This is a genomic window from Eggerthella sp. 1_3_56FAA, from assembly GCF_000185625.1.
In the GTDB taxonomy this organism is placed as follows: Bacteria; Actinomycetota; Coriobacteriia; order Coriobacteriales; family Eggerthellaceae; genus Eggerthella; species Eggerthella lenta.
In genome coordinates this window covers 1,002,618-1,021,275 of sequence record NZ_GL622579.1, presented here as the reverse complement: position 1 = coordinate 1,021,275, position 18,658 = coordinate 1,002,618, and the positions used below count along the sequence as shown (strand labels likewise).

Below are 18,658 nucleotides of genomic sequence, written 5' to 3'. Positions count from 1 at the left end.
GGCACGGTGGTGCAGCGGGCGCGCGCCGAGCGCCAGCGCAAGAAGAAGTTCAAGCGCGGCGTGGTGATCGTATCCATCGTGTCGGCGCTGCTTGCGGTGGCGGTATCCGCCTTCGTCATCGACTTCGTGTCGGCCGGCCAGGGCGTGGGCGCGAAAACCGAGCCTATCCTGCCGTCGCGCAGCCAGCCGGCCGACGACGCCCCGGCGGCTTCCAACGGCAAGGACGATTCGACGGGATCTTCCTCGCCCGAGGAAAGCGACGCGTCCAAGGACGGCGCGAAGGATCAAGGCGAGAGCCAGTCGGACGGCAAGGGATCGTCGGGGTCGGGCTCCGGCTCGGGAACCGATTCCGGGTCGAATTCCGGGTCGTCGTCGGGCGACCGGGGATCGTCGAACTCGGGATCCGGCTCGGGGTCGACGGACTCGAGCGGCTCTTCCGGATCGAACGGCTCGTCGGACGGCGGCAGCGGTTCGGGCGGCGGGAGCGGCAACCTGTCGGATTCGGGCGACGGATCGAGCGGCAGTTCCGGCAGCGGCTCCGGCAGCACGGGCGCGCCGACGGGCTCCAGCGGTGCGGCCGGCTCGACCGCGGGTTCGGGGACGGCCGGCTCTGCCGGAGCGGCGCAGCTGGCGGCGAATCCGCCTGCGGCTTCCGTCGCGTCCTGACGTCGCGACGCGGGGTATACTGAGCGGCATGACTTCAACCGCCTACAGCTTCGATGCCGCGCTCGATGAGGGAGGCTGCTTGCGCGTCCGCTTCGCTAAGGACGCACTGCGCCCGCACGCTCGGTTCTCGCAGGATGCGGGGTAGCGCGTGGAATTCGGCATCACCATACCCATGCAGCGCCATGTGGGCCTGCCGCGCCCGCCGTACGGCGAGGTGGACGACCTGCTGTTCTGCTGGGAGGCGCACCGCATAGCCCTGGGAGGTTGCGATATGCTGCTGCTGGCGAACGCGAGCAACCGCTTCGCCGCGTTCGCGTGCATGCAGCCCGGGGAGTGGCGCGACTGGGAGCGCTCGGCGGTGTCGGCGCTGCGCGCGTCGCTGGCGGCATGCGGCTTCGCCGAGGGTTCGATCGACGCGTACCTGTTCTTCGGCGGGATTCCGGTCGTGACGCGCACGCACGGCCGGCGCCCCGTGGCGTTCATGAACGTGCTGGTGGATAAGCTGCTGCCGCTGGCGCTTCCCCTTCCGTCCGACGAGGGCGAGCCGTTCCCGCACGAGCTGTGCCGCCTCGCCAACGAGCGTATGGCGTGCAAGGCGGCCGGCTTCGAGGGTATCGGCCTGCCGGCCGAGCGCTTCGCGGCCGACCTCGCGCGTCTGGGAATCGGGCGGGCGCGATAGGCGTTCCGTGCTGCCGCGCATCTTCGCCCTAAAAACACGCCACAGCGCGTGAGGCGTGTTTTCGGAGCGATGATGATGCGTCGACGCGCATCGCAGGCGCCATGCCGCCGCGACCGCCGTCGTTCGAAACGGACGGTCCGGACTCGGAAACCGACCGCTTCGGGCGACAATGCGGCGGGCTTCTCGCGCGGCCGATCCGGCGGCCGTGCTACCATGATCGCCGACAGAAAGGACGCGCATGATGGCAACCGGCGACACCGCCACCTCGAAACTGGAACTGATCATGGGACGCGACGGCCTGGCGCGCCTCGCGGATTCCACCGTCATGGTGCTGGGCGTGGGCGGCGTGGGCTCGAACTGCGTCGAGGCGCTGGCGCGCGGCGGCGTGGGGCGGCTCATCGTGGTGGACCACGACGTGGTGCAGGCCAGCAACATCAACCGCCAGGCCATCGCGTTTCGCAGCACCATCGGCCGTAAGAAGGTGGACGTGGCGCGCGCGATGATCGCCGACATCAACCCCGAGGCGCAGGTGGAGGCGCTCGACCGGTTCGTGCTGGCCGAGGACGTGCCCGAATTCCTGGACGCCTACGCCGACAGGGTGGACTACGTGGTGGACGCCATCGACACGATCTCGGCGAAGCTGGCCGTCGCGCAGTACGCCGATGCGCACGGCGTGCGCCTCGTCAGCAGCATGGGAGCGGCCAACAAGCTGCGGCCCGAAGCTTTCCGGTTCGCCGACGTGTTCGACACGGTGAGCTGCCCGCTGTGCCGAATCATGCGCAAGGAGGCGCGCAAACGCGGCATCCGCCGCCTGCGAGTGCTGTACTCGTGCGAGCAGCCCGTGCCGGTGCCCGTGCGCGAGGGTGCGGAGCGCCGCGAGCGGTCGAACCTGGGCACCGCCTCGTTCGTGCCGCCCATCATGGGCCAGATGATCGCCGGCGAGGTGCTGTGCGCGCTCGCAGGCGTTGGCGCGCATGCGGGGGAGGAGCACGCATGATGTCCTGTCATCCTGAGCGCAGCGCGCAGCGCGGAGTCGAAGGATCCCGTGCGGCGTCAGCCAGCGCGCTGTTCGATCTGCACTGCCACCTGGACTTCGATCCCGACGTGCGGGTTGCTGCCCAGGAGCTGGCGGAGCTCGACATGGGCGCGTTCTCTACGACGGTGACGCCGGAGGGCTACGAGTGGGCGTGCGAGCTGCTGGAGCCGTTCGGCAACGTGCGCGTGGGGCTGGGCCTGCACCCGTGGTGGATCGCCGACGGCCGCTTGGGCTCGCAGGACGTGGCGCTGTTCGAGCGGTTGGCGAAGGACGAGCGCTTCATCGGGGAAGTCGGCCTCGACTTCGGCCGCGATCGCGCCGCGACGCGCGACATGCAGGTTGCGGCGTTCGAGCGCGTCGCGCGGGCGTGCGCGAGCGGCGGCAAGGTGCTGTCGATCCATGCCGTGAAGGCTGCGGGCGAGGCGCTCGACGTGCTTGAGCGCGCGGGCGCGCTCGCGGGAAACGCCTGCATCTTCCATTGGTTCTCGGGCACGTCCGATGAGCTGCAGCGCGCCGTCCGCGCCGGCTGCTTCTTCTCGATCAATCCGCGCATGCTGGCGTCGAAGCGCGGCCGTGCCTACGCCCAGGCCGTCCCGGCCGAGCGCCTGCTGCTGGAAACCGACGCCCCGTCCCAGCCGGGCGAGCGCTACGATGCGCCCGCCGAAGCCGCTCGGCTCGCCGCCATGCTCGAAGCCCTCGCCGACCTGCGTCGCACGCCCCGCGACGACCTTGCCGCTCGTATCGCGCGGACCGGCCGCGAGCTTTTGCGCTAGCTTTTCGTCACGGCCGGTCAACGGAGCTCCCACGAGCGCCGCGCCAGCCGCTCGCGACCGACGCCTCCTCCTATAGTGCCGGTAAGGATGCGAAACCGAAAGGAGGTCGTGCGATGGAGCTGGGAACGCTGCCCGAGTGGTTCACCGCGTGCGCCGAGGTGCTGGCGGTGTGCACCGCGCTGTTCCTGCCGCAGTACACGGCGTACCGCAACCGCAAGGCGAGCTACGACCGCATGCTCCGCGTGACGTCGGGGCTGCTGCGCGACCTGGCCGACGACTTGGAACGTTGCTGCGGGTGCGATGCCTTGCAACTCGAAAGCGCCAAGGAGCTGCAACTGTACCTGCGCGTCTCGTTCTACGCTTTGAGCGAGGCCAGGGAAATCGCGCTGCGCGCCGAAGTCGAGCGCCTCTATCGGCGCCTCGTCGCGCCGCACGCCGACCTGCCCGCCCTCCGCAAGGAGATCGCCGAGATCGAAGGAGGCGGCGGGAGATGATGGCCGGCACGGTGCACGACGTGGCTCTCGTGTTCGAGGGCGGCGGGATGCGCAACTCGTATTCGGCGGGCGCGATCAGCGTCATGCTGGAGCAAGGGCTGTTCTTCGACGACGTGTACGGATTGTCGGCGGGGGCGACGAATGCGATCGACTACGTCTCGCGTGACGCGCGCCGCAACGAAGCCTCGTTCACCGCATGTCTCGACGACCTCTTGTTTCGCTGGTGGGTGATGCTGTTCGTGGACGCCGACGGCGTCGGCGCGGCGCTGCACGGCGATGCGCGCGTCCTCTCAAGCTGCGCGCTGCCCTTCGACTTCGACGCCTTCCAAGCGAACCCAGCGCGCGCCACCTTGCAGGCCATCGACCGCGACACGGGCGAGACGGTCTGTTTCACGCGCGGCGATTTTCCTACCGAGCAGACGCTCATGGAGCGCGTCCGCGCCTCGACGAGCTATCCCATCGTGCTGCCGCCGACGGTCGTCGACGGGCGTGCGCTGTACGACGGCGGCATCGGACGAGGCGGCGGCATCATGGTGCCGCGCGCGATGGACGATGGGCTGAGCAGGTTCTTCGTCGTCTGCACGCGTCCGCGCGGCTTCCGCAGACCGCTCAAGCCCAACCGCTTCTACGACGCGTTCTTCTGGCGGCGTCCGCGCATGCGGGAGGCGCTGGACACCTGGAACCGGCGCTACGACGCCGAACTCGACCGGCTCGACCGACTCGAGGCCGAGGGCCGCGCCTACGTGTTCTACGCGAACGATCAGGGCGTGAAGAACACCGAGCGCGACGCGGAGAAGCTCGCCCGCAACTACGAGCGAGGCCGCATGCAGGCTTTATCCGAATTCGACAAGTGGGAGAGGTTTCTCTCAGGGCAGGGGGTTTGAGCTTTCGGTGTTGCCATGCGCACTAATTCAGAAGCCGATGTGCGGCAAAATCCAGGTTTTGGCACGACGGACTGGCGTGCGGCTCGACAACTCAAAACCCCACCTGGGGTTTTGTCGACGCGCGCAAGCGCGATGCCCTTCCGAAGGCTCGAACCGAACGCGCGGTGTGCCAAAACCTGGATTTTGCCGCACATAGCACTTTAAAGACGTGCACGCCCGCGGTGCGTCGACCCTTAGCGGAAATCCTCTTCGTCGGCGTGCTCCCAGCCGAACAGCGCGTCGCCCACGAGGCGGAACGAAAAGGGCAGCGGCGGCTGCACGTCGCCGTTGTCGATGCGCTCCGCGACGCCTTCGAGCTCCTCCAGGAGGTCGAAGAACGACAGCTCGTCGAGCGAAGGCATGCCCTGCGCCACCTCTTCCGGCGAGATCAGCAGGATCTGCAGCACGATGTCGAGATGGCCGTCGAGGCGAGCGTTGTTATCCAGCAGCGCCTCCACGTTGTCGCGCCCGAAGAACGACTTCTCGATGCAGTACCAGCCCACGGCCTCGGGCGCATCCTCGTCGTCCAGGTAGTTGCTGAGGATGATGCCGTTGTCCTCGAGGTCGTTCACGGTGAAGCACGACACGAGCGTCTCGGGAGTCACGAGCGGTTCGTCGTTCTCGTCAAGATCGCTCATCACGTATACGAGCTCGGCTGCCAGCCCGTCTGCGCCCACGTCGAGCGCCAGCCCGTAGCAGTAGCCGGGATTGGCCTTGCGCGTGCCCCAGTAGAGCTCGCCGTGGTGTTCGAGAAGCGTTTTGACGGTAGCGGCCATGAGGATCCCCTTCGCGCGACGTGCTTGATCGGATCAGTCGAGTATAGAGCATCGTGGCGAGCGGTGGTACGATGGTCGGCGACTGAAAGGAAAACGACATGCCGATCATCCACCTCGAAGACCTCGACGACCCGCGGCTCGCCGCGTACTCGGGCATGACCGACGCGCAGTTGCGCGATTGCCCCGACAGCACGCACGGCCTGTTCATCGGTGAGTCGCGCAAGGTGATCGAGCGCGCGCTGGCCGCCGGGGTGCGGATGCGCTCGCTGTTCATGGAGGAGAAGTGGCTCGATCAGACGATGCCACTCGTCGATTCGCTGTTGGACGGCGATCCCGACTTTCCCGTGCTCGTGGCCACGCGCGAGCAGTTCCGCGCCCTGACCGGCTACGAGGTGACGCGCGGCGCGCTGGCCGCGTTCGAGCGCCCGCCCTTGCCTCGCGTGGAGGATCTGCTGGCGAGCGCGCGCCGAGTGGCTGTGTTGGAGGACGTGACGAACTACACGAACATCGGCGCCGTGTTCCGCTCGGCGGCGGCGCTGGGCATCGACGCGGTGCTGGTTACGCCGTCGTGCCACGACCCGCTGTACCGTCGCGCCGCGCGCGTGTCGATGGGGACGGTGTTCCAGGTGCCGTGGACGCGCATCGGAAGCGAGCGCGCCTGGGCGGCCGAGGGCGTGCCGCTTCTGCGCTCGCTGGGCTTCTCGACGGCCGCGCTCGCGCTGTCGGACGAGGCGATCTTCCTGCACGACGAGCGCCTGCGCGGCTGCGACAAGCTGGCGCTGGTGCTAGGCACCGAAGGCGACGGCCTCGCGCCCTCGACGATCGCGAACTGCGACTACACGGTGAAGATCCCCATGGACCACGACGTGGACTCCCTCAACGTGGCGGCGGCCAGCGCCGTGGCCTTCTGGGAGCTCCGCACGAAGTGGCGCGATTGAGCGCCGTCTACTCCAAATCCAACCCGTCGATCACTTCCCGGAGCGTGCTCGCCGACTCGTGCAGGCGCGCCAGTTCGTCGTCGGACAGCGGGGCCGGCACCTGGTACTCGATGCCGTTCTTGCCGACCACAGCCGGCATCGACAGCACCACGTCGTGCAGGCCGTGCACGCCGTTCTGGAAGTTCGACACGGGCAGGATGGGCTTCTCGTCGCGCACGATGGCCTCGCAGATGCGTTTCACCGACATGGCGATGCCGTAGTAGGTGGCCTTCTTCTTCGCGATGATCTCGTAGGCGCTGTTCTTCACGTCCTCGGCGATGCGCTGCATCGACTCGTCGTGTTCGAAATGGCCGCGCAGCTCGCAGAAGTCGTTCACCGGGATGCCCGAGATGTTCGCCGTGCTCCATGCCGCGATCTCGCTGTCGCCGTGCTCGCCGATGATGCGCGCGTGCACGTTGCGCGGGTCCACGCCGAGGTGCTCGCCCAGGATGTACTTGAAGCGCGCGGTGTCCAGCACCGTGCCCGATCCGATGACGCGGTTCTCGGGCATGCCCGACAGCTTCAGCGCCACGTGCGTGAGGATGTCCACCGGGTTCGACACCACCAGCAAGATGCCCTGGTAGTCGCGATGGGCGATTTCGGGGATGATGGACTTGAAGATGCTCACGTTCTTATGCACGAGGTCCAGGCGCGTTTCGCCGGGTTGCTGGTTCGCGCCGGCCGTGACGATGATGATGGCCGCATCGGCCGCGTCGTCGTAGTCGCCCGCGTAGATGTTCATGGGGCCGGCGAAGGGCATGCCGTGCGCGATGTCGAGCGCTTCGCCCTCGGCGCGGTCGCGGTCGACGTCGATGAGCACCATCTCGGTGAACAGCTCGCTCTGCATCAACGCGAACGCGGTTGCCGAACCCACGAATCCGCACCCTACGATGGCCACTTTCCGATCGTTGATAACGCGCTGCATACGCTTCCTTCCGTCGACATGTTCGAGTGAGAACCTACTGCATCCCGGCGAACCCGTCAAGGTCGTTCATCGATTGTCTGTACCGAAAAAAGGATAGGGCGGCTATACTGAGAGCGTGGCAGGCAAGCTGCACCGTCGTCGCCAAGGAGGGGCCATGGCCATCAATCGTCAGAAGCTCAAGCTGCTGTACCTCATGCGGATGCTCGAGGAGGAGACCGATGCCGAACGCGGCCTCACGATGGCGCAGATCATCGGGAAGCTGGAAGCGCTGGGCATCTCGGCCGAGCGCAAGTCCATCTACCGCGACATCGAGGCGCTGCGCGAGTTCGGCGTGGACGTGCGCACCTACCAGCGCGCGCCGGTGGAGTACGCCGTGGAGCACCGCGCGTTCGCGTTCGCCGAGCTGCAGCTGCTGGTGGACGCGGTGCAGAGCTCCCGCTTCCTCACGCAGCGTAAAAGCGACGCGCTGGTGGAGGGCGTGAAGCAGCTGGCCTCGCGGCGGCAGCGCGCGCTGCTGGACAAGCGCGTGCACGTGGAAGGCCGCATCAAGATGCAGAACGAGTCGGTGTTCGGCAGCGTCGACCGCATCCAGGAGGCCATCGCGCTCAAGCGCCGGATCTCGTTCGTCTACTTCAAGTACGATGCGGCGAAACGCAAGGCGCTGCAGCATAACGGCGAGCGCTACATCGAGACGCCCGTGCAGCTCGTGTACGCGGAAGGCTACTACTACCTGGTCGTGTTCAACGAGAAGCACGACGATTTCGCGAACTACCGCGTGGACCGCATGGACCGCATCGAGGTGCTGGACGAGCCCGCGCTCAAAAACGAGCGCATCGCCACGTTCGACGCGCGCGAGCTGGAAAGCCGCGCGTTCGGCATGTACAGCGGCGAGCCGGTGGCGGCCACGCTGCTGGTGGACGAGGAGGTCATGGGCGCGGTCATCGACCGGTTCGGCAAGGACGTGGAGTCGGTGCCGACGGGGGAGAGGCGGGCGCGCGTGTACGCGACGGTGATGAAGAGCCCCGTGCTGTTCGGGTGGCTGGCTCAGTTCGGCGGCCGCGTTCGCATCGAGAAGCCGACCGCGCTGGCGCAGGAGTACCGCGCCTACCTTGAGGACATCGTCGCCGCGTACGAGTAGGACGCCGCCGTTCCAGCGCCTCGGCTGTCCGCGCGCCTCACACCGCCTGCGGCATCGCCTCTTCGTCGTGCTCGCAGGCGGGTCGGCCGCCGCCGACGACCAGTCGGCCTCCGTCGTCGAGGACGATCTCCAGTTCCACGAGCAACCCGTTCTCGTCGGTGCAGAACACAAGATCGCTCACCTGCCGTCCGATGGCGTACGAGCAGGGGCGCAGGCTCTTCCAGCGCAGTCCCGCTACGGGCGCGTCGGTTTCCAAGCTGCCGACGTGCAGCGCGATGTGCGGCCCCCGCATCACGAACACGGCGAGGTCGCAGCCTTCGAACCGCAGGACGGTAGGCGCGCCGGGCAGGTAGGCGCGGGCGCGTTCGTCGAACAGGGCGAGCACGTCTGCCACGTACGATCCGACGGCGCAGCGCGCCTGCCTTCGGTTGGCTCGTGCGAGGCCGCGCGGGTCGTCGAACCATCGCTGGTACAGGTTCGCGAACGCCGCGGCCGCGTCGACGGGGGCGAAAAGGGACGTTTGGTCGGCTTGTCTTGCATGCATGGGACTCTCCTTTGCTCTCTTGTTGCGTATGGTACACGTTCGGCGGTTCAAGCCTGTCCTTTCTGTGGGACAGCTGCCGATCGTTCGGTCCGCATGACCCGTCTGCGCCGCTCGCTGCCCGTGTGCCTTCTCCGCGCCTTGCGCGCGCGGCCGCCGCAAGGCGCGTCGTTTGCGTTAGAATGACGCACGGGAAACACGTTGGAGACGCTCGTCGGTTTCGAGCCGATAATGGATGGAGAGCCAGTGGCCAAGCTATCGATTGCGCCGCGGTCGCGCGACGATGCGCGGATTGCCGCGCACCTGGACACCTTCGCGCGCCGTGTCGAGGCGACGCCGCCGGGCATGTGCCCGCTGGCCGTGCAGCTGACCATGCTGCAGGCAAGCGGCGCGCAGACCTGCGGAAAGTGCGTTCCGTGTCGCGACGGCATCCCGCAGCTGGCGGCGATGCTCAAACGCGTGGTGGACTGCGACGCCGACGAGGGCGTACTGGAGGGCCTGCGCGCGCTGGCCGAGATGATCCGCGACACGTCGGATTGCGCCATCGGCTACGAGGCCGCCCGCAGCGTGCTGGAGGGTCTCGATACGTTCGCCGACGAGTATGCCAGCCACGTGCACGTCCGCGTTTGCCAGGCCGGCGTCGGCCAGACGGTTCCCTGCGAGACGCTGTGTCCCGCGCACGTGGACGTGCCCGCCTACATCGCGCTCACGGCGGCGGGCGACTACGCCGGTGCCGTCAACATGGTGCGCAAGGATAACCCGTTTCCCACGGCTTGCGCGTTCGTGTGCGAGCATCCTTGCGAGACGCGGTGCCGCCGCACGCTCATCGATGCGCCCATCAACATCCGCGGGATCAAGAAGTTCGCGGTCGACCAGATGCCAGCCGACCAGGTGGCGCCCCCGCCGCGCAGCGTGGACACCGCGCGCACCGTCGCCGTCATCGGCGGCGGGCCCAGCGGGCTCACCTGCGCGTACTTCCTCGCGCTCATGGGGCACCGCGTGACGGTGTTCGAGGAACGCGCCCAGCTGGGCGGCATGCTGCGCTACGGCATCCCCGCGTACCGCTTTCCGCGCGAGCGCTTGGACGAGGACATCCGCGGCATTCTGAACGCCGGCACCATCACGGCCCGCTGCGGCGAAGCGGTGGGCGCGCATGAAATGGCCGAGATAGCCGACACGTACCATGCGGTGTACGTCTCCATCGGCGCGCAGACGGGCAAGTCGCTGCGCATCGACGGCGTGGATGCCGAAGGCGTCGTCTCGGCAGTGGATTTGCTGGGGGCCATCGGCGATGGCGACTATCCCGACTTCACGGGCAAGCGCGTGGTGGTGGTGGGCGGCGGCAACGTCGCCATGGACTGCGCGCGCACGTCGGTGCGCGCCGGGGCCGACGAGGTCTCGGTGGTGTACCGGCGCCGCAAGGACGACATGACGGCGCTGCCGGCTGAGGTGGAGAGCGCCATCGCCGAGGGCGTGGAGATGATCGTGCTGGAGGCGCCCGCCAGCATCGAGGTGGACGAGCGCGGACATTGCACGGCGCTCATCACGCAGCCGCAGATGATCGGTCCCGTGCGCGGCGGCCGTCCGGCGCCGATGGCGGCCGACAAGCCGACGCGCCGCATAGAAGCCGACATCATCCTCATCGCCGTGGGGCAAGATGTGGTGTCGGGCCCGTTCGAGGAGTTCGGCATGAGCACCACCTGGGGTTGCTTCAATGCCGACGATCATCTTGCGGCCGAAGGGTACGACCATGTGTTCGTGGGCGGCGACTGCCAGACCGGCCCCTCCACGGTGATCCGCGCCATCGGGGCGGGGAAGGTTGCCGCGCGCAATATCGACGAGTTCTTGGGATACCATCACAAGCTGCCGTGCGACATCGACGTGCCCGAACCGTTGCAGAACGACCGCACGCCCAAGGGGCGCGTGGAGATAACCGAGCGTCCCGCGCGCGAGCGGCGGCTCGATTTCGATGGCGTCGAGAACGGAATGAGCCGCGAAGAGGTCGTGCAGGAGTGCGGGCGCTGCCTGCGCTGCGATCGTTTCGGCTGCGGCGTTATGGAAGGAGGCAGGCACCAGTATGCCTAGCATCACGATAGACGGGATCGCCCTCGACGTTGCCGAAGGGTCCACCATCCTCGATGCCGCGCGCGTTGCCGGCATCCGCATCCCCACGCTGTGCTTCCTGAAAGAGCGCAGCGCCATCGCCTCGTGCCGCGTGTGCGTCGTGGACGTGGAAGGGTTCGACCAACCGGTTCCCTCGTGCGCTACGTCCGTGCAAGACGGCATGAAGGTGACCACCTCCTCGCCGCGCGTCGAGGCGTACCGACGCATCGCGCTGGAGCTCATCATTGCCGATCACGGCCTTGACTCCACGAACTACTGCTTCTCGTGCGACAAGAACGGCGCCTGCGAGCTGCAGGCCGTTTGCCGCGAATACGGCGTGTTGGAGTCGCCCTACGAGGTCGCGCAGAAGCGCGAGCCGGTGCGCGACGAGAACCCGTTCCTCTCCTACGATCCGAACCTGTGCATCCGCTGTCAGCGCTGCGTGGGCGCCTGCAACGACGCCGCGCGCAACCATTCGCTGCATGCGGCGAAGCGCGGCGTGCGCACGCTGATCGAGGCGCCGTTCGGCGCGAGCTGGCGCGCCACCGACTGCGAGTCGTGCGGCACCTGCGCGCAGGCGTGCCCCACCGGCGCGCTCACCGAGAAGCGCCGAGCGGCGTATCGCTCGTGGGAGACCGGGCGCGTGCGCACCACATGCCCGCATTGCGGCGTGGGCTGTCAACTGGACCTCGTGGTGAAGGACGGCGCCATCGTGGATGCCGAAGCGGCGCCCGGTCCGTCGAACCAAGGGCTTCTGTGCGTGAAGGGACGCTCGGCAAGCTTCGATTTCGTCGACGCGCCCGACCGCATCCGCACGCCGCTCGTAAAGAATCGCGAGACGGGCGAGTTCGAGCCTGCTACCTGGGACGAAGCGCTCGACCTCGTGGCGAGGCGCTTCACCGAGCTGCGCGATGCCCACGGCGGCGAGTCGCTGGCGGCGTTTGCGTGCTCGCGTTCCACGAATGAGGACATCTACCTGTTCCAGAAGATGGCGCGCATCGTGCTCCAAACGAACAACGTGGACTGTTGCGCGCGTGTTTGACACGCCCCCACGGTCGCCGGTCTGGCGACCATGCTTGGTTCCGGCGCGATGACGAACTCCATCGAAGACGTCACGCGCAAGGCGGAGGTCATCATGCTCGTGGGGTCGAACCCCGAGGAGGCGCACCCCGTCATCGGCATGCAGATCCGCGCGGCGGTCGAACGCGGCTGCCGGCTCATCGTGGTCGACCCGCGCGATATCGGGCTGGCCGCGCATGCCGACATCCATTTGAAGCTGAGGCCGGGAACGAACGTCGCGTTCGCAAACGGCATCGTGAACTACCTGATCCAGCACGAGCTGTACGACGAGGACTTCGTGCGCGAGCGCACCGAGGGCTTCGAGATCTTGGCCGCGACGGTGCGCGACTATACGCCCGAGCTGGTGGAGGATATCTGCGGCATCGATCGGCGCGATCTCGTGGCCGCGGCGAAGATGTACGCGGCGGCCGATGCGGCTGCCATCATGTACTGCCTCGGCGTGACGGAGCATTCCACGGGAACCGACGGCGTCATGGCGCTGTCGAACATCGCGATGATCTCCGGCAACCTGGGCAAGCCGGGCGGCGGCGTGAACCCGCTGCGCGGCCAGAACAACGTGCAGGGCGCTTGCGACATGGGCGCCGGTCCCGACGATCTGCCCGGCTACCAGAAGGTGGCCGACCCCGAGGTGGTGCGCCGCTTCGAAAAGGCGTGGGGGGTTGCGCTCCCGCGTGCGCGCGGCATTAAGGCGACTGAATGCTTCCCGGCCATGATCGAGGGCGGCATCAAGGGCCTGTTCCTGTTCGGCGAGGATCCCGTGCGCACCGACCCCGACACCCACCACGTGATCCGCTCGCTCGAGGCGCTCGAGTTCTTCGTGGTGGACGACCTGTTCATGACCGAGACGGCCAAGTACGCCGACGTCATCCTGCCCGGGCGCAGCTACGCCGAGAAGGAGGGCACGTTCACGAACACCGAGCGGCGCGTCCAGCGCGTGCGCAAAGCCGTGGGCGGGCCTGAGGGCGCGTGGCTCGACACCGACATCTTCACCGAGGTCATGAACCGCATGGGCTATGCGCAGCCGCGTCTGAGCGCGGCCGAGGTCATGGATGAGATCGCCTCGGTCACGCCCACGTACGGCGGCATGAGCCATGCGCGCCTCGACGGCGACGAGACGGCCGGCCGCGGCTTGCAGTGGCCGTGCCCAAGCGCCGAGCATCCCGGCACGCCCATCCTGCACATGGGCGAGTTCGCCCAGGGGCTGGGCGCGTTCTCCACACCCGACTACCAGCCGTCCGCCGAGCTGCCCGATGCGGAGTATCCGCTGGTCATGATGACGGGCCGCATCCTGTACCAGTACAACGCCTGCGCCATGACCGCTCGCACCGACGGCGTGAACGAGATAGCGAACCGCTCGTTCATCGAGCTGAACACGTGCGATGCCGAGGCTCTCGGCATCGCCGACGGGGACATCGTGCGCGTCTCGTCGCGCCGCGGCTCCATCGAGTCCGTCGCGCATGTGTCCGAGAAGACGTCGCCGGGACATACGTGGATGCCGTTCCATTTCCAAGACGGCAACAGTAACTGGCTCACCATAGCCGCTCTCGACCGCGTGTCGAAGGCCCCCGAATACAAGGTGTGCGCCGTGAAGGTGGAGAAGGCGTAGGCTGTTGGGGGAGGGGCGCCCGTCGCGTCCCTCCCGTTTCATTTCCAATTCGTTTCAACGACGTGGGGCTTTGTTGTAGTTGACTTGCGTGCGTTGACGATTCGGGTTGCGCCTGTGCATCATTAACGAGTACTTTTCGAGACATCACGGTGAGGAGCACGCATGACGAAAACGCGCGTCGGCATATTCGGATACGGCAACCTCGGGCGCGGCGTGGAGCTGGCCTGCAGGCAGAACGACGACATGGAGCTGGTGGCGCTGTTCACGCGCCGCGACCCGGCGACGGTGAAACCACTGACGGAAGGCGTGCCGGTGTTCGCTGCTGACGAAATGGCATCGCATCGGGACAATATCGACGTGCTCGTCCTATGCGGCGGCAGCGCGAACGACCTGCCGGAGCAGACGCCCGCATGCGCGAACCTGTTCAACGTAGTCGACTCGTTCGATACCCATGCGAACATCCCCGCCCATTTCGCCAAGGTGGATGCCGCTGCGCAGGAGAGCGGCAATGTGGCCGTCATCTCGGCGGGCTGGGATCCAGGCATGTTCTCCATCGCTCGTCTGTACGCTTCCAGCGTGCTGCCCGAGGGCGAGGACTACACGTTCTGGGGCCGCGGCGTCTCGCAGGGTCACAGCGACGCCATTCGTCGCATCGAGGGCGTGGCCGATGCGCGCCAGTACACCGTGCCCGTCGCCTCGGCGCTCGAAGCCGTGCGCAACGGCGAGAAGCCGCAGCTGACCACGCGTCAGAAGCACACGCGCGAGTGCTTCGTCGTGGCCGAGGAAGGTGCCGACCTGGCGGCTATCGAGAAGGCCATCGTCGAGATGCCGAACTACTTCGCCGACTATGACACCACGGTGACGTTCATCTCGCAGGAGGAGCTCGACCGCGATCATGCCGGCATCCCGCATGGCGGCTCCGTGTTCCGCTCGGGCGTGACCGGCGAAAACGGCGAGCACACCCACGTGGTGGAGTACTCGCTCAAGCTGGACTCCAACCCCGAGTTCACCGGCAGCGTGCTAGTTGCCTGTGCCCGTGCCGCGCATCGTCTGAGTCGTGAGGGTGTCGTCGGCTGCAAGACGATGTTCGACATCGCTCCGGCCTATCTCTCCGCCAAGAGCGGAGAGGACTTGCGCGCCGAGATGTTGTAGGGCGTTCTCGACCCGATGCGTCGAAGGCCTCGCTGCGCCCGCGGCGAGGCCTTCTTCATGCTAGATCAAAACGCCGTTGCAGTGGTCGATTTCGTGCTGGATGATCTGGGCGGTGAAGCCGGTGAATGTTTTGACGCGCGGCTTCATGGCGAGATCCTGGTAGCTCACCTTGATGGTGCGGTAGCGCGTCGCGGGTCGCGTGCCCGCAAGCGACAGGCAGCCTTCTTCCGTTTCGTAGGCGCCTGCGCGCGAGACGATCTCGGGGTTCAGCATGGCCAGGTATGCACCTTCGTTGTCGAAGGCGATGATGCGTTTGACTTCGCCGATCATGTTCGCCGCCATGCCGACGCACGAATGGCGGTGCGCCGCAAGCGTGTCCAGAAGATCCTGCGCGATGGGCAGATCGGCTTCGGTAGCCGCCGTTGAAGGCTGTTGCAGAACCAGCTCGTTTCTCATGATGGGACGAATCATCGCGAAGGCCTTTCCACGTGACGAGCCTTTGCCGTTTGGCATGACGAGGCTCGCGCTCCTGCACTCTCTTGGTATAGTGTACGTGAAATCGACGGAGAGGAGGCGCATATCGTGGATGCAGTCGCATTCATGCGCGGCAACAGGGCGTACTTCGAGGATTTCATGACGAGAAGCACCTACCATTCGAACGCCATCGAAGGCAGCACGCTTTCGTACGCCGAAACGTACGCAATCCTCTGGAACGATAATTCTTTGCAGGTAACGGCTACTGCGAGAGAACTGTACGAGGCAATCAACCACAAATACGCGCTGAGCCTGGCGCTTGAGGAAATGCAAGTGACCTTGAGCGAGCGGCTCGTCAAGAGGATTGCGCAGGCTATCAACAAGAACATCAACGAAATCGGCGGCTATCGAACGATCTCGGTGCTCATTCGCGGCGCAGAGCACATTCCGCCGAAGCCGAACCAGGTGAACCAGCTCATGATGCAATTGGTTCACGAGTACAACCATGCCGACGACGTAGACCCGTATCTGCGCGAGGCGCGTTTCCATATCCGGTTCGAGCGCGTCCATCCCTTCGAGGACGGCAATGGACGCACGGGTAGGATACTCGTCAACCGTGGTCTTTTGCAGGCGGGGTTGGCTCCCGTCGTCGTTCCGTTCGAGCGCCGCGCTGAATATCTTGCGATGCTCGCCGACGGCGATTCGGATGGGCTCGCCGAGATGCTCCGATCGCTTTCCCATAGCGAGGAAGAGCGGATCGCAGCGTTTGCCGAGGCCGCTCAGGAATAGATCGCCGCGGCCAGAGCGGCGAGGGCGAACAGGATCCCGAACGTTGCCGCGACGGCGCGTTCCTTTCCGGCGAGATCGAAGCCGATGCCGCGCATGCCGTCGAGCGGGCTGGCCTTCGCGTGGGCCGGGTGCGGCTCCTCGCGCAGCAGGCCGCCGGGGATGACCCGGATCTCGACGGCGCGATTCGGGCGCGCGTGGGCTCCGCGCGTCTGCCGGGGTTGGGGCTGGGATGCGAGGGCTGCATTGCTCATGGGACTCTCCTTCGTCGGCGCTTCGTTCGTATGCTGCGAAGGATACCGGAAACGCGCGGGGAGTGAGTACCACTATCGGGACAAGCGAACCTCCGACGGAAATCAGTCGCGTACTGTGAAACGGTGCAGGTCGAAACAGTCGCGCAGCCCGGTTCTATCGCATGGATGGTACAATGCGATTGTTCCGATAGGTTGATCAGGACGATCCGCGACCGAGGAGTTCTTCCATGATTCTCACGTACGAGCAGGCCGACCGGTTCTATACGCTCATCAACGCGCTGCTTGGGTACGCCAACGAGCGCTTCGAGGTGGTTCGCGAGCTTCCCCTCCCCATCGTCGATCTCGAATCCCAATCCAAGGCTGCCCTCGTGGCCGAGACGCTGTGGGATAGCGTCGGGATCATTGACGACTTCGTCCGCGAGAACCCCTTCGACCTGCCGAAGCGCTTCCTTGACACCGCTCTTGCGTGGAAGGATGCGTTGACGGGTTCGTTCGTGTTCGCGGGGCACGAGGATGGGCGCGCCTTGCTCATGGGCGACGAGGACGTGTTCGCGGTTGCCGGGATACAGTTGGAGCCGAGCGAGTTGCTGAGCGAGTGGCCCGACGTGGTGCGCACCACGTTGCTGCCGTTCGACGATCTGATCGTCTACGACGGCATGTTGAACGTGCTCGGCATTGAGTTCGGCCCCGAGGTCGCTGCTTCCGCCCAGGCGGATTTCAAGGAACGCCGCGCCAAGGGCCTCGTGCGCACCGCTGCGGACTTCGTCGCGCGCTCGCGCGCCCTCAACGAGGCCGGTCGCAACCGCGCCGTCGAGCGTCTCTTGGCCGACGCCGAGCGCGACGCGCGTATCGCCGCCTTCGGGGAGCAGCTTCCCCCGGGCTTCCATCGCGGCGCGCTCGCGGGGCTTACGGAGGCCGAACGCGCTGCGGCCTTCGACGAGCGCTTCGACGCGTGGGATGAGGGGCGCTTCGAGCAGAAGGAGGCCATCCTGCGGGAGCGTGCCCTGGACCGCGAGCCGGCCGGCACGCTCGAGGCGTGCCTGGGGCTGTACACGAAGACGGAGCTCGAAGGCGTCGGTCGGCTGCTCGGCCTCAAGGGACTCTCCAAGCTGCGCAAGGCCGAGCTGGCCCGCGCCGTCGCGGAGAGCGTCCCCTCGTCGTCCGACCTGCTGCGCGATATGCTGGCCGCGTGCTCCCCGGGCGCTTTCAGGACGGCCAAGGAGCTGGCGTGCGAGGGAGCCGTGTCGTTCGGCGCCGAAGATGTGAGCAGACGCCTGTACCTGACGCCCCTCATGCCATACACGTTCCTGTTTTGGCAGGGAGGGCGCTTCACGGCCTTCGCCCCGGAGCAGACCAAGTGCATGCTCGCAGACGTCGACTTCGAGGAGATCGAACGGGTGCGGGTCCGGAACGAAGAGGTGGTGACGTGCGCTGAGGCGTGCACCACCTTCTACGGTGTCGTCTCGCTCGACGATGCCTACCTTCGCTACCGGGAGGCCTGTTCCGATCCTGTGACGCGCCGGCGGTTCGTCGAGCTGATCGAAGTTGAGGCTTCCTTCTTCGAGTGCGGGTTCGAGCTGTGGGAGTGCGACGGGGTGGATCACCTGGTTCACTATGCCATCGGCAACGATTACGCGGCTTCCGAGTACGCCCGTCTGCACGCCCCCGACTTCCTGGACGATCTGACGAGTCTCGCGGACGAGGTCGTAGACGAGGGCTTGATCGAGAAAGCCCTCCACCGGATGGGGGAGGGCCTCGGCTCCGAATGGGAGGAACTTGACGGCTACCGGCGTTTCCTGTTGGAGGAGCACGCGAAAAACCCGCCGCGCCCGTTCGAGCCCTCCATGCTGCAGCGCGACGCGATCGGCGCGCTGTTCGAGCTGTCCACCGTGGTGCAGCTGCGGAACTTCCTGGATGCCCGCGTCCCCGACGGTGAGGACGACTTCTTCTTCGCGGACCGCGTAGTCGAGGCTCTGGTCATGGGTGCGATGGAGGGCGCAGGAATCCAAGATTTGTTTGCCTACGTGCGCGAGCTGGGCCTTGACGCGTGCTGCGAGGACGAGGAACGGCTGCCCAAGCTGATCACGAACGTGTACAACTCGCTGCCCTCGTGGGAGAACAACGGCTGGTCGCCGCAGGAGCTGCTGGAGCGTATGGCCGGCAAGAAGGTGTTCTACAACGAGAGGGGCGACGTCATGAAGGTCGGCCGCAACGACCCTTGCCCTTGCGGCAGCGGCAAGAAGTACAAGAAGTGCTGCGGAAGGTAGACGCCCCT

Annotated in this window: 17 protein-coding genes and 1 pseudogene; 13 read left to right on the top strand and 5 right to left on the bottom strand. The window is 66.5% G+C overall.

Going from position 1 to position 18,658, the window contains the following annotated elements; translation table 11 throughout:
• The 6 genes and pseudogenes from HMPREF1023_RS04480 to HMPREF1023_RS04455 form a co-directional block, all read left to right on the top strand.
• Positions 1-666, top strand: a pseudogene (locus HMPREF1023_RS04480) (hypothetical protein); the annotation flags it as partial.
• A 148-nt stretch (positions 667-814) separates the two neighbouring features.
• The gene (locus HMPREF1023_RS04475; protein ID WP_009304986.1) at positions 815-1,345 is read left to right on the top strand and encodes a hypothetical protein; all 531 of its coding nucleotides are present in this window, start codon (positions 815-817) and stop codon (positions 1,343-1,345) included.
• A 238-nt stretch (positions 1,346-1,583) separates the two neighbouring features.
• Positions 1,584-2,342: a ThiF family adenylyltransferase gene (locus tag HMPREF1023_RS04470; RefSeq protein WP_009304985.1), complete on the top strand. Its 759-nt coding sequence runs from the start codon at positions 1,584-1,586 to the stop codon at positions 2,340-2,342.
• On the top strand, positions 2,339-3,154 hold the full coding sequence (locus tag HMPREF1023_RS04465) for a TatD family hydrolase (protein ID WP_009608761.1): 816 nt from the start codon (positions 2,339-2,341) through the stop codon (positions 3,152-3,154). Before HMPREF1023_RS04470 ends, HMPREF1023_RS04465 begins: the two co-directional genes overlap by 4 nt.
• Before the next feature lie 113 nt (positions 3,155-3,267).
• A complete protein-coding gene (locus tag HMPREF1023_RS04460) occupies positions 3,268-3,648 on the top strand; it encodes a hypothetical protein (RefSeq protein ID WP_009304983.1) in 381 nt (126 codons plus the stop codon).
• A complete protein-coding gene (locus HMPREF1023_RS04455) occupies positions 3,645-4,532 on the top strand; it encodes a patatin family protein (protein ID WP_009608713.1) in 888 nt (295 codons plus the stop codon). Before HMPREF1023_RS04460 ends, HMPREF1023_RS04455 begins: the two co-directional genes overlap by 4 nt.
• A 233-nt stretch (positions 4,533-4,765) precedes the next feature.
• On the opposite strand, the gene HMPREF1023_RS04450 is transcribed toward HMPREF1023_RS04455, so the two are convergent.
• Positions 4,766-5,347 (bottom strand): hypothetical protein, encoded by a 582-nt coding sequence (locus HMPREF1023_RS04450; RefSeq protein WP_009304981.1) that lies wholly within the window; start codon positions 5,345-5,347, stop codon positions 4,766-4,768.
• A gap of 98 nt (positions 5,348-5,445) precedes the next feature.
• On the opposite strand from HMPREF1023_RS04450, the gene HMPREF1023_RS04445 reads away from it, so the two are divergent.
• Positions 5,446-6,285, top strand: a complete 840-nt coding sequence (locus tag HMPREF1023_RS04445; RefSeq protein WP_009304980.1) for an RNA methyltransferase — start codon at positions 5,446-5,448, stop codon at positions 6,283-6,285.
• Positions 6,286-6,292: 7 nt separating this feature from the next.
• Here the strand turns inward: HMPREF1023_RS04445 and HMPREF1023_RS04440 are convergent, their stop codons facing one another.
• Entirely contained in the window at positions 6,293-7,249 is a 957-nt protein-coding gene (locus HMPREF1023_RS04440; RefSeq protein ID WP_009304979.1) for an L-lactate dehydrogenase, read from the bottom strand.
• A gap of 154 nt (positions 7,250-7,403) precedes the next feature.
• Between HMPREF1023_RS04440 and HMPREF1023_RS04435 the strand changes: the two genes are divergently transcribed.
• A complete protein-coding gene (locus tag HMPREF1023_RS04435) occupies positions 7,404-8,387 on the top strand; it encodes a YafY family protein (protein ID WP_009304978.1) in 984 nt (327 codons plus the stop codon).
• A 37-nt stretch (positions 8,388-8,424) separates the two neighbouring features.
• Here the strand turns inward: HMPREF1023_RS04435 and HMPREF1023_RS04430 are convergent, their stop codons facing one another.
• Positions 8,425-8,931 (bottom strand): hypothetical protein, encoded by a 507-nt coding sequence (locus HMPREF1023_RS04430; RefSeq protein ID WP_009304977.1) that lies wholly within the window; start codon positions 8,929-8,931, stop codon positions 8,425-8,427.
• Positions 8,932-9,159: 228 nt separating this feature from the next.
• On the opposite strand from HMPREF1023_RS04430, the gene HMPREF1023_RS04425 reads away from it, so the two are divergent.
• The 3 genes from HMPREF1023_RS04425 (at position 9,160) to HMPREF1023_RS04415 (ending at position 14,869) form a co-directional block, all read left to right on the top strand.
• Positions 9,160-11,013 (top strand): NAD(P)-binding protein, encoded by a 1,854-nt coding sequence (locus HMPREF1023_RS04425; protein ID WP_009304976.1) that lies wholly within the window; start codon positions 9,160-9,162, stop codon positions 11,011-11,013.
• Positions 11,006-13,717, top strand: coding sequence for a formate dehydrogenase subunit alpha (fdhF, locus tag HMPREF1023_RS04420; RefSeq protein ID WP_083802126.1), 2,712 nt, complete (start codon positions 11,006-11,008; stop codon positions 13,715-13,717). Before HMPREF1023_RS04425 ends, fdhF begins: the two co-directional genes overlap by 8 nt.
• A gap of 162 nt (positions 13,718-13,879) precedes the next feature.
• Entirely contained in the window at positions 13,880-14,869 is a 990-nt protein-coding gene (locus HMPREF1023_RS04415) for a diaminopimelate dehydrogenase (RefSeq protein ID WP_009304973.1), read from the top strand.
• A gap of 60 nt (positions 14,870-14,929) precedes the next feature.
• On the opposite strand, the gene HMPREF1023_RS04410 is transcribed toward HMPREF1023_RS04415, so the two are convergent.
• Entirely contained in the window at positions 14,930-15,340 is a 411-nt protein-coding gene (locus HMPREF1023_RS04410) for a peptide deformylase (protein ID WP_009304972.1), read from the bottom strand.
• Between the two features lie 252 nt (positions 15,341-15,592).
• Between HMPREF1023_RS04410 and HMPREF1023_RS04405 the strand changes: the two genes are divergently transcribed.
• Complete coding sequence (locus tag HMPREF1023_RS04405) at positions 15,593-16,132, top strand: Fic family protein (RefSeq protein WP_227100919.1); 540 nt, start codon at positions 15,593-15,595, stop codon at positions 16,130-16,132.
• Here the strand turns inward: HMPREF1023_RS04405 and HMPREF1023_RS04400 are convergent.
• Positions 16,123-16,383, bottom strand: a complete 261-nt coding sequence (locus tag HMPREF1023_RS04400) for a hypothetical protein (protein WP_009304969.1) — start codon at positions 16,381-16,383, stop codon at positions 16,123-16,125. The genes HMPREF1023_RS04405 and HMPREF1023_RS04400 overlap by 10 nt on opposite strands.
• A 227-nt stretch (positions 16,384-16,610) precedes the next feature.
• Here HMPREF1023_RS04400 and HMPREF1023_RS04395 point away from each other — a divergent pair, with 227 nt between their 5' ends.
• Positions 16,611-18,650, top strand: a complete 2,040-nt coding sequence (locus HMPREF1023_RS04395; RefSeq protein ID WP_009304967.1) for an SEC-C metal-binding domain-containing protein — start codon at positions 16,611-16,613, stop codon at positions 18,648-18,650.
• Positions 18,651-18,658: the final 8 nt, after the last annotated feature.

Excerpts from the sequence above, each read along its gene's own strand:
- HMPREF1023_RS04470 (WP_009304985.1), top strand. The coding sequence starts at position 1,584 with ATGATGGCAACCGGCGACACCGCCACCTCGAAACTGGAACTGATCATG.
- HMPREF1023_RS04465 (WP_009608761.1), top strand. The coding sequence starts at position 2,339 with ATGATGTCCTGTCATCCTGAGCGCAGCGCGCAGCGCGGAGTCGAAGGA.
- HMPREF1023_RS04460 (WP_009304983.1), top strand. The coding sequence starts at position 3,268 with ATGGAGCTGGGAACGCTGCCCGAGTGGTTCACCGCGTGCGCCGAGGTG.
- HMPREF1023_RS04455 (WP_009608713.1), top strand. The coding sequence starts at position 3,645 with ATGATGGCCGGCACGGTGCACGACGTGGCTCTCGTGTTCGAGGGCGGC.
- HMPREF1023_RS04450 (WP_009304981.1), bottom strand. The coding sequence starts at position 5,347 with ATGGCCGCTACCGTCAAAACGCTTCTCGAACACCACGGCGAGCTCTAC.
- HMPREF1023_RS04445 (WP_009304980.1), top strand. The coding sequence starts at position 5,446 with ATGCCGATCATCCACCTCGAAGACCTCGACGACCCGCGGCTCGCCGCG.
- HMPREF1023_RS04440 (WP_009304979.1), bottom strand. The coding sequence starts at position 7,249 with ATGCAGCGCGTTATCAACGATCGGAAAGTGGCCATCGTAGGGTGCGGA.
- HMPREF1023_RS04435 (WP_009304978.1), top strand. The coding sequence starts at position 7,404 with ATGGCCATCAATCGTCAGAAGCTCAAGCTGCTGTACCTCATGCGGATG.
- HMPREF1023_RS04430 (WP_009304977.1), bottom strand. The coding sequence starts at position 8,931 with ATGCATGCAAGACAAGCCGACCAAACGTCCCTTTTCGCCCCCGTCGAC.
- HMPREF1023_RS04425 (WP_009304976.1), top strand. The coding sequence starts at position 9,160 with ATGGATGGAGAGCCAGTGGCCAAGCTATCGATTGCGCCGCGGTCGCGC.
- HMPREF1023_RS04415 (WP_009304973.1), top strand. The coding sequence starts at position 13,880 with ATGACGAAAACGCGCGTCGGCATATTCGGATACGGCAACCTCGGGCGC.
- HMPREF1023_RS04410 (WP_009304972.1), bottom strand. The coding sequence starts at position 15,340 with ATGATTCGTCCCATCATGAGAAACGAGCTGGTTCTGCAACAGCCTTCA.
- HMPREF1023_RS04400 (WP_009304969.1), bottom strand. The coding sequence starts at position 16,383 with ATGAGCAATGCAGCCCTCGCATCCCAGCCCCAACCCCGGCAGACGCGC.
- HMPREF1023_RS04395 (WP_009304967.1), top strand. The coding sequence starts at position 16,611 with ATGATTCTCACGTACGAGCAGGCCGACCGGTTCTATACGCTCATCAAC.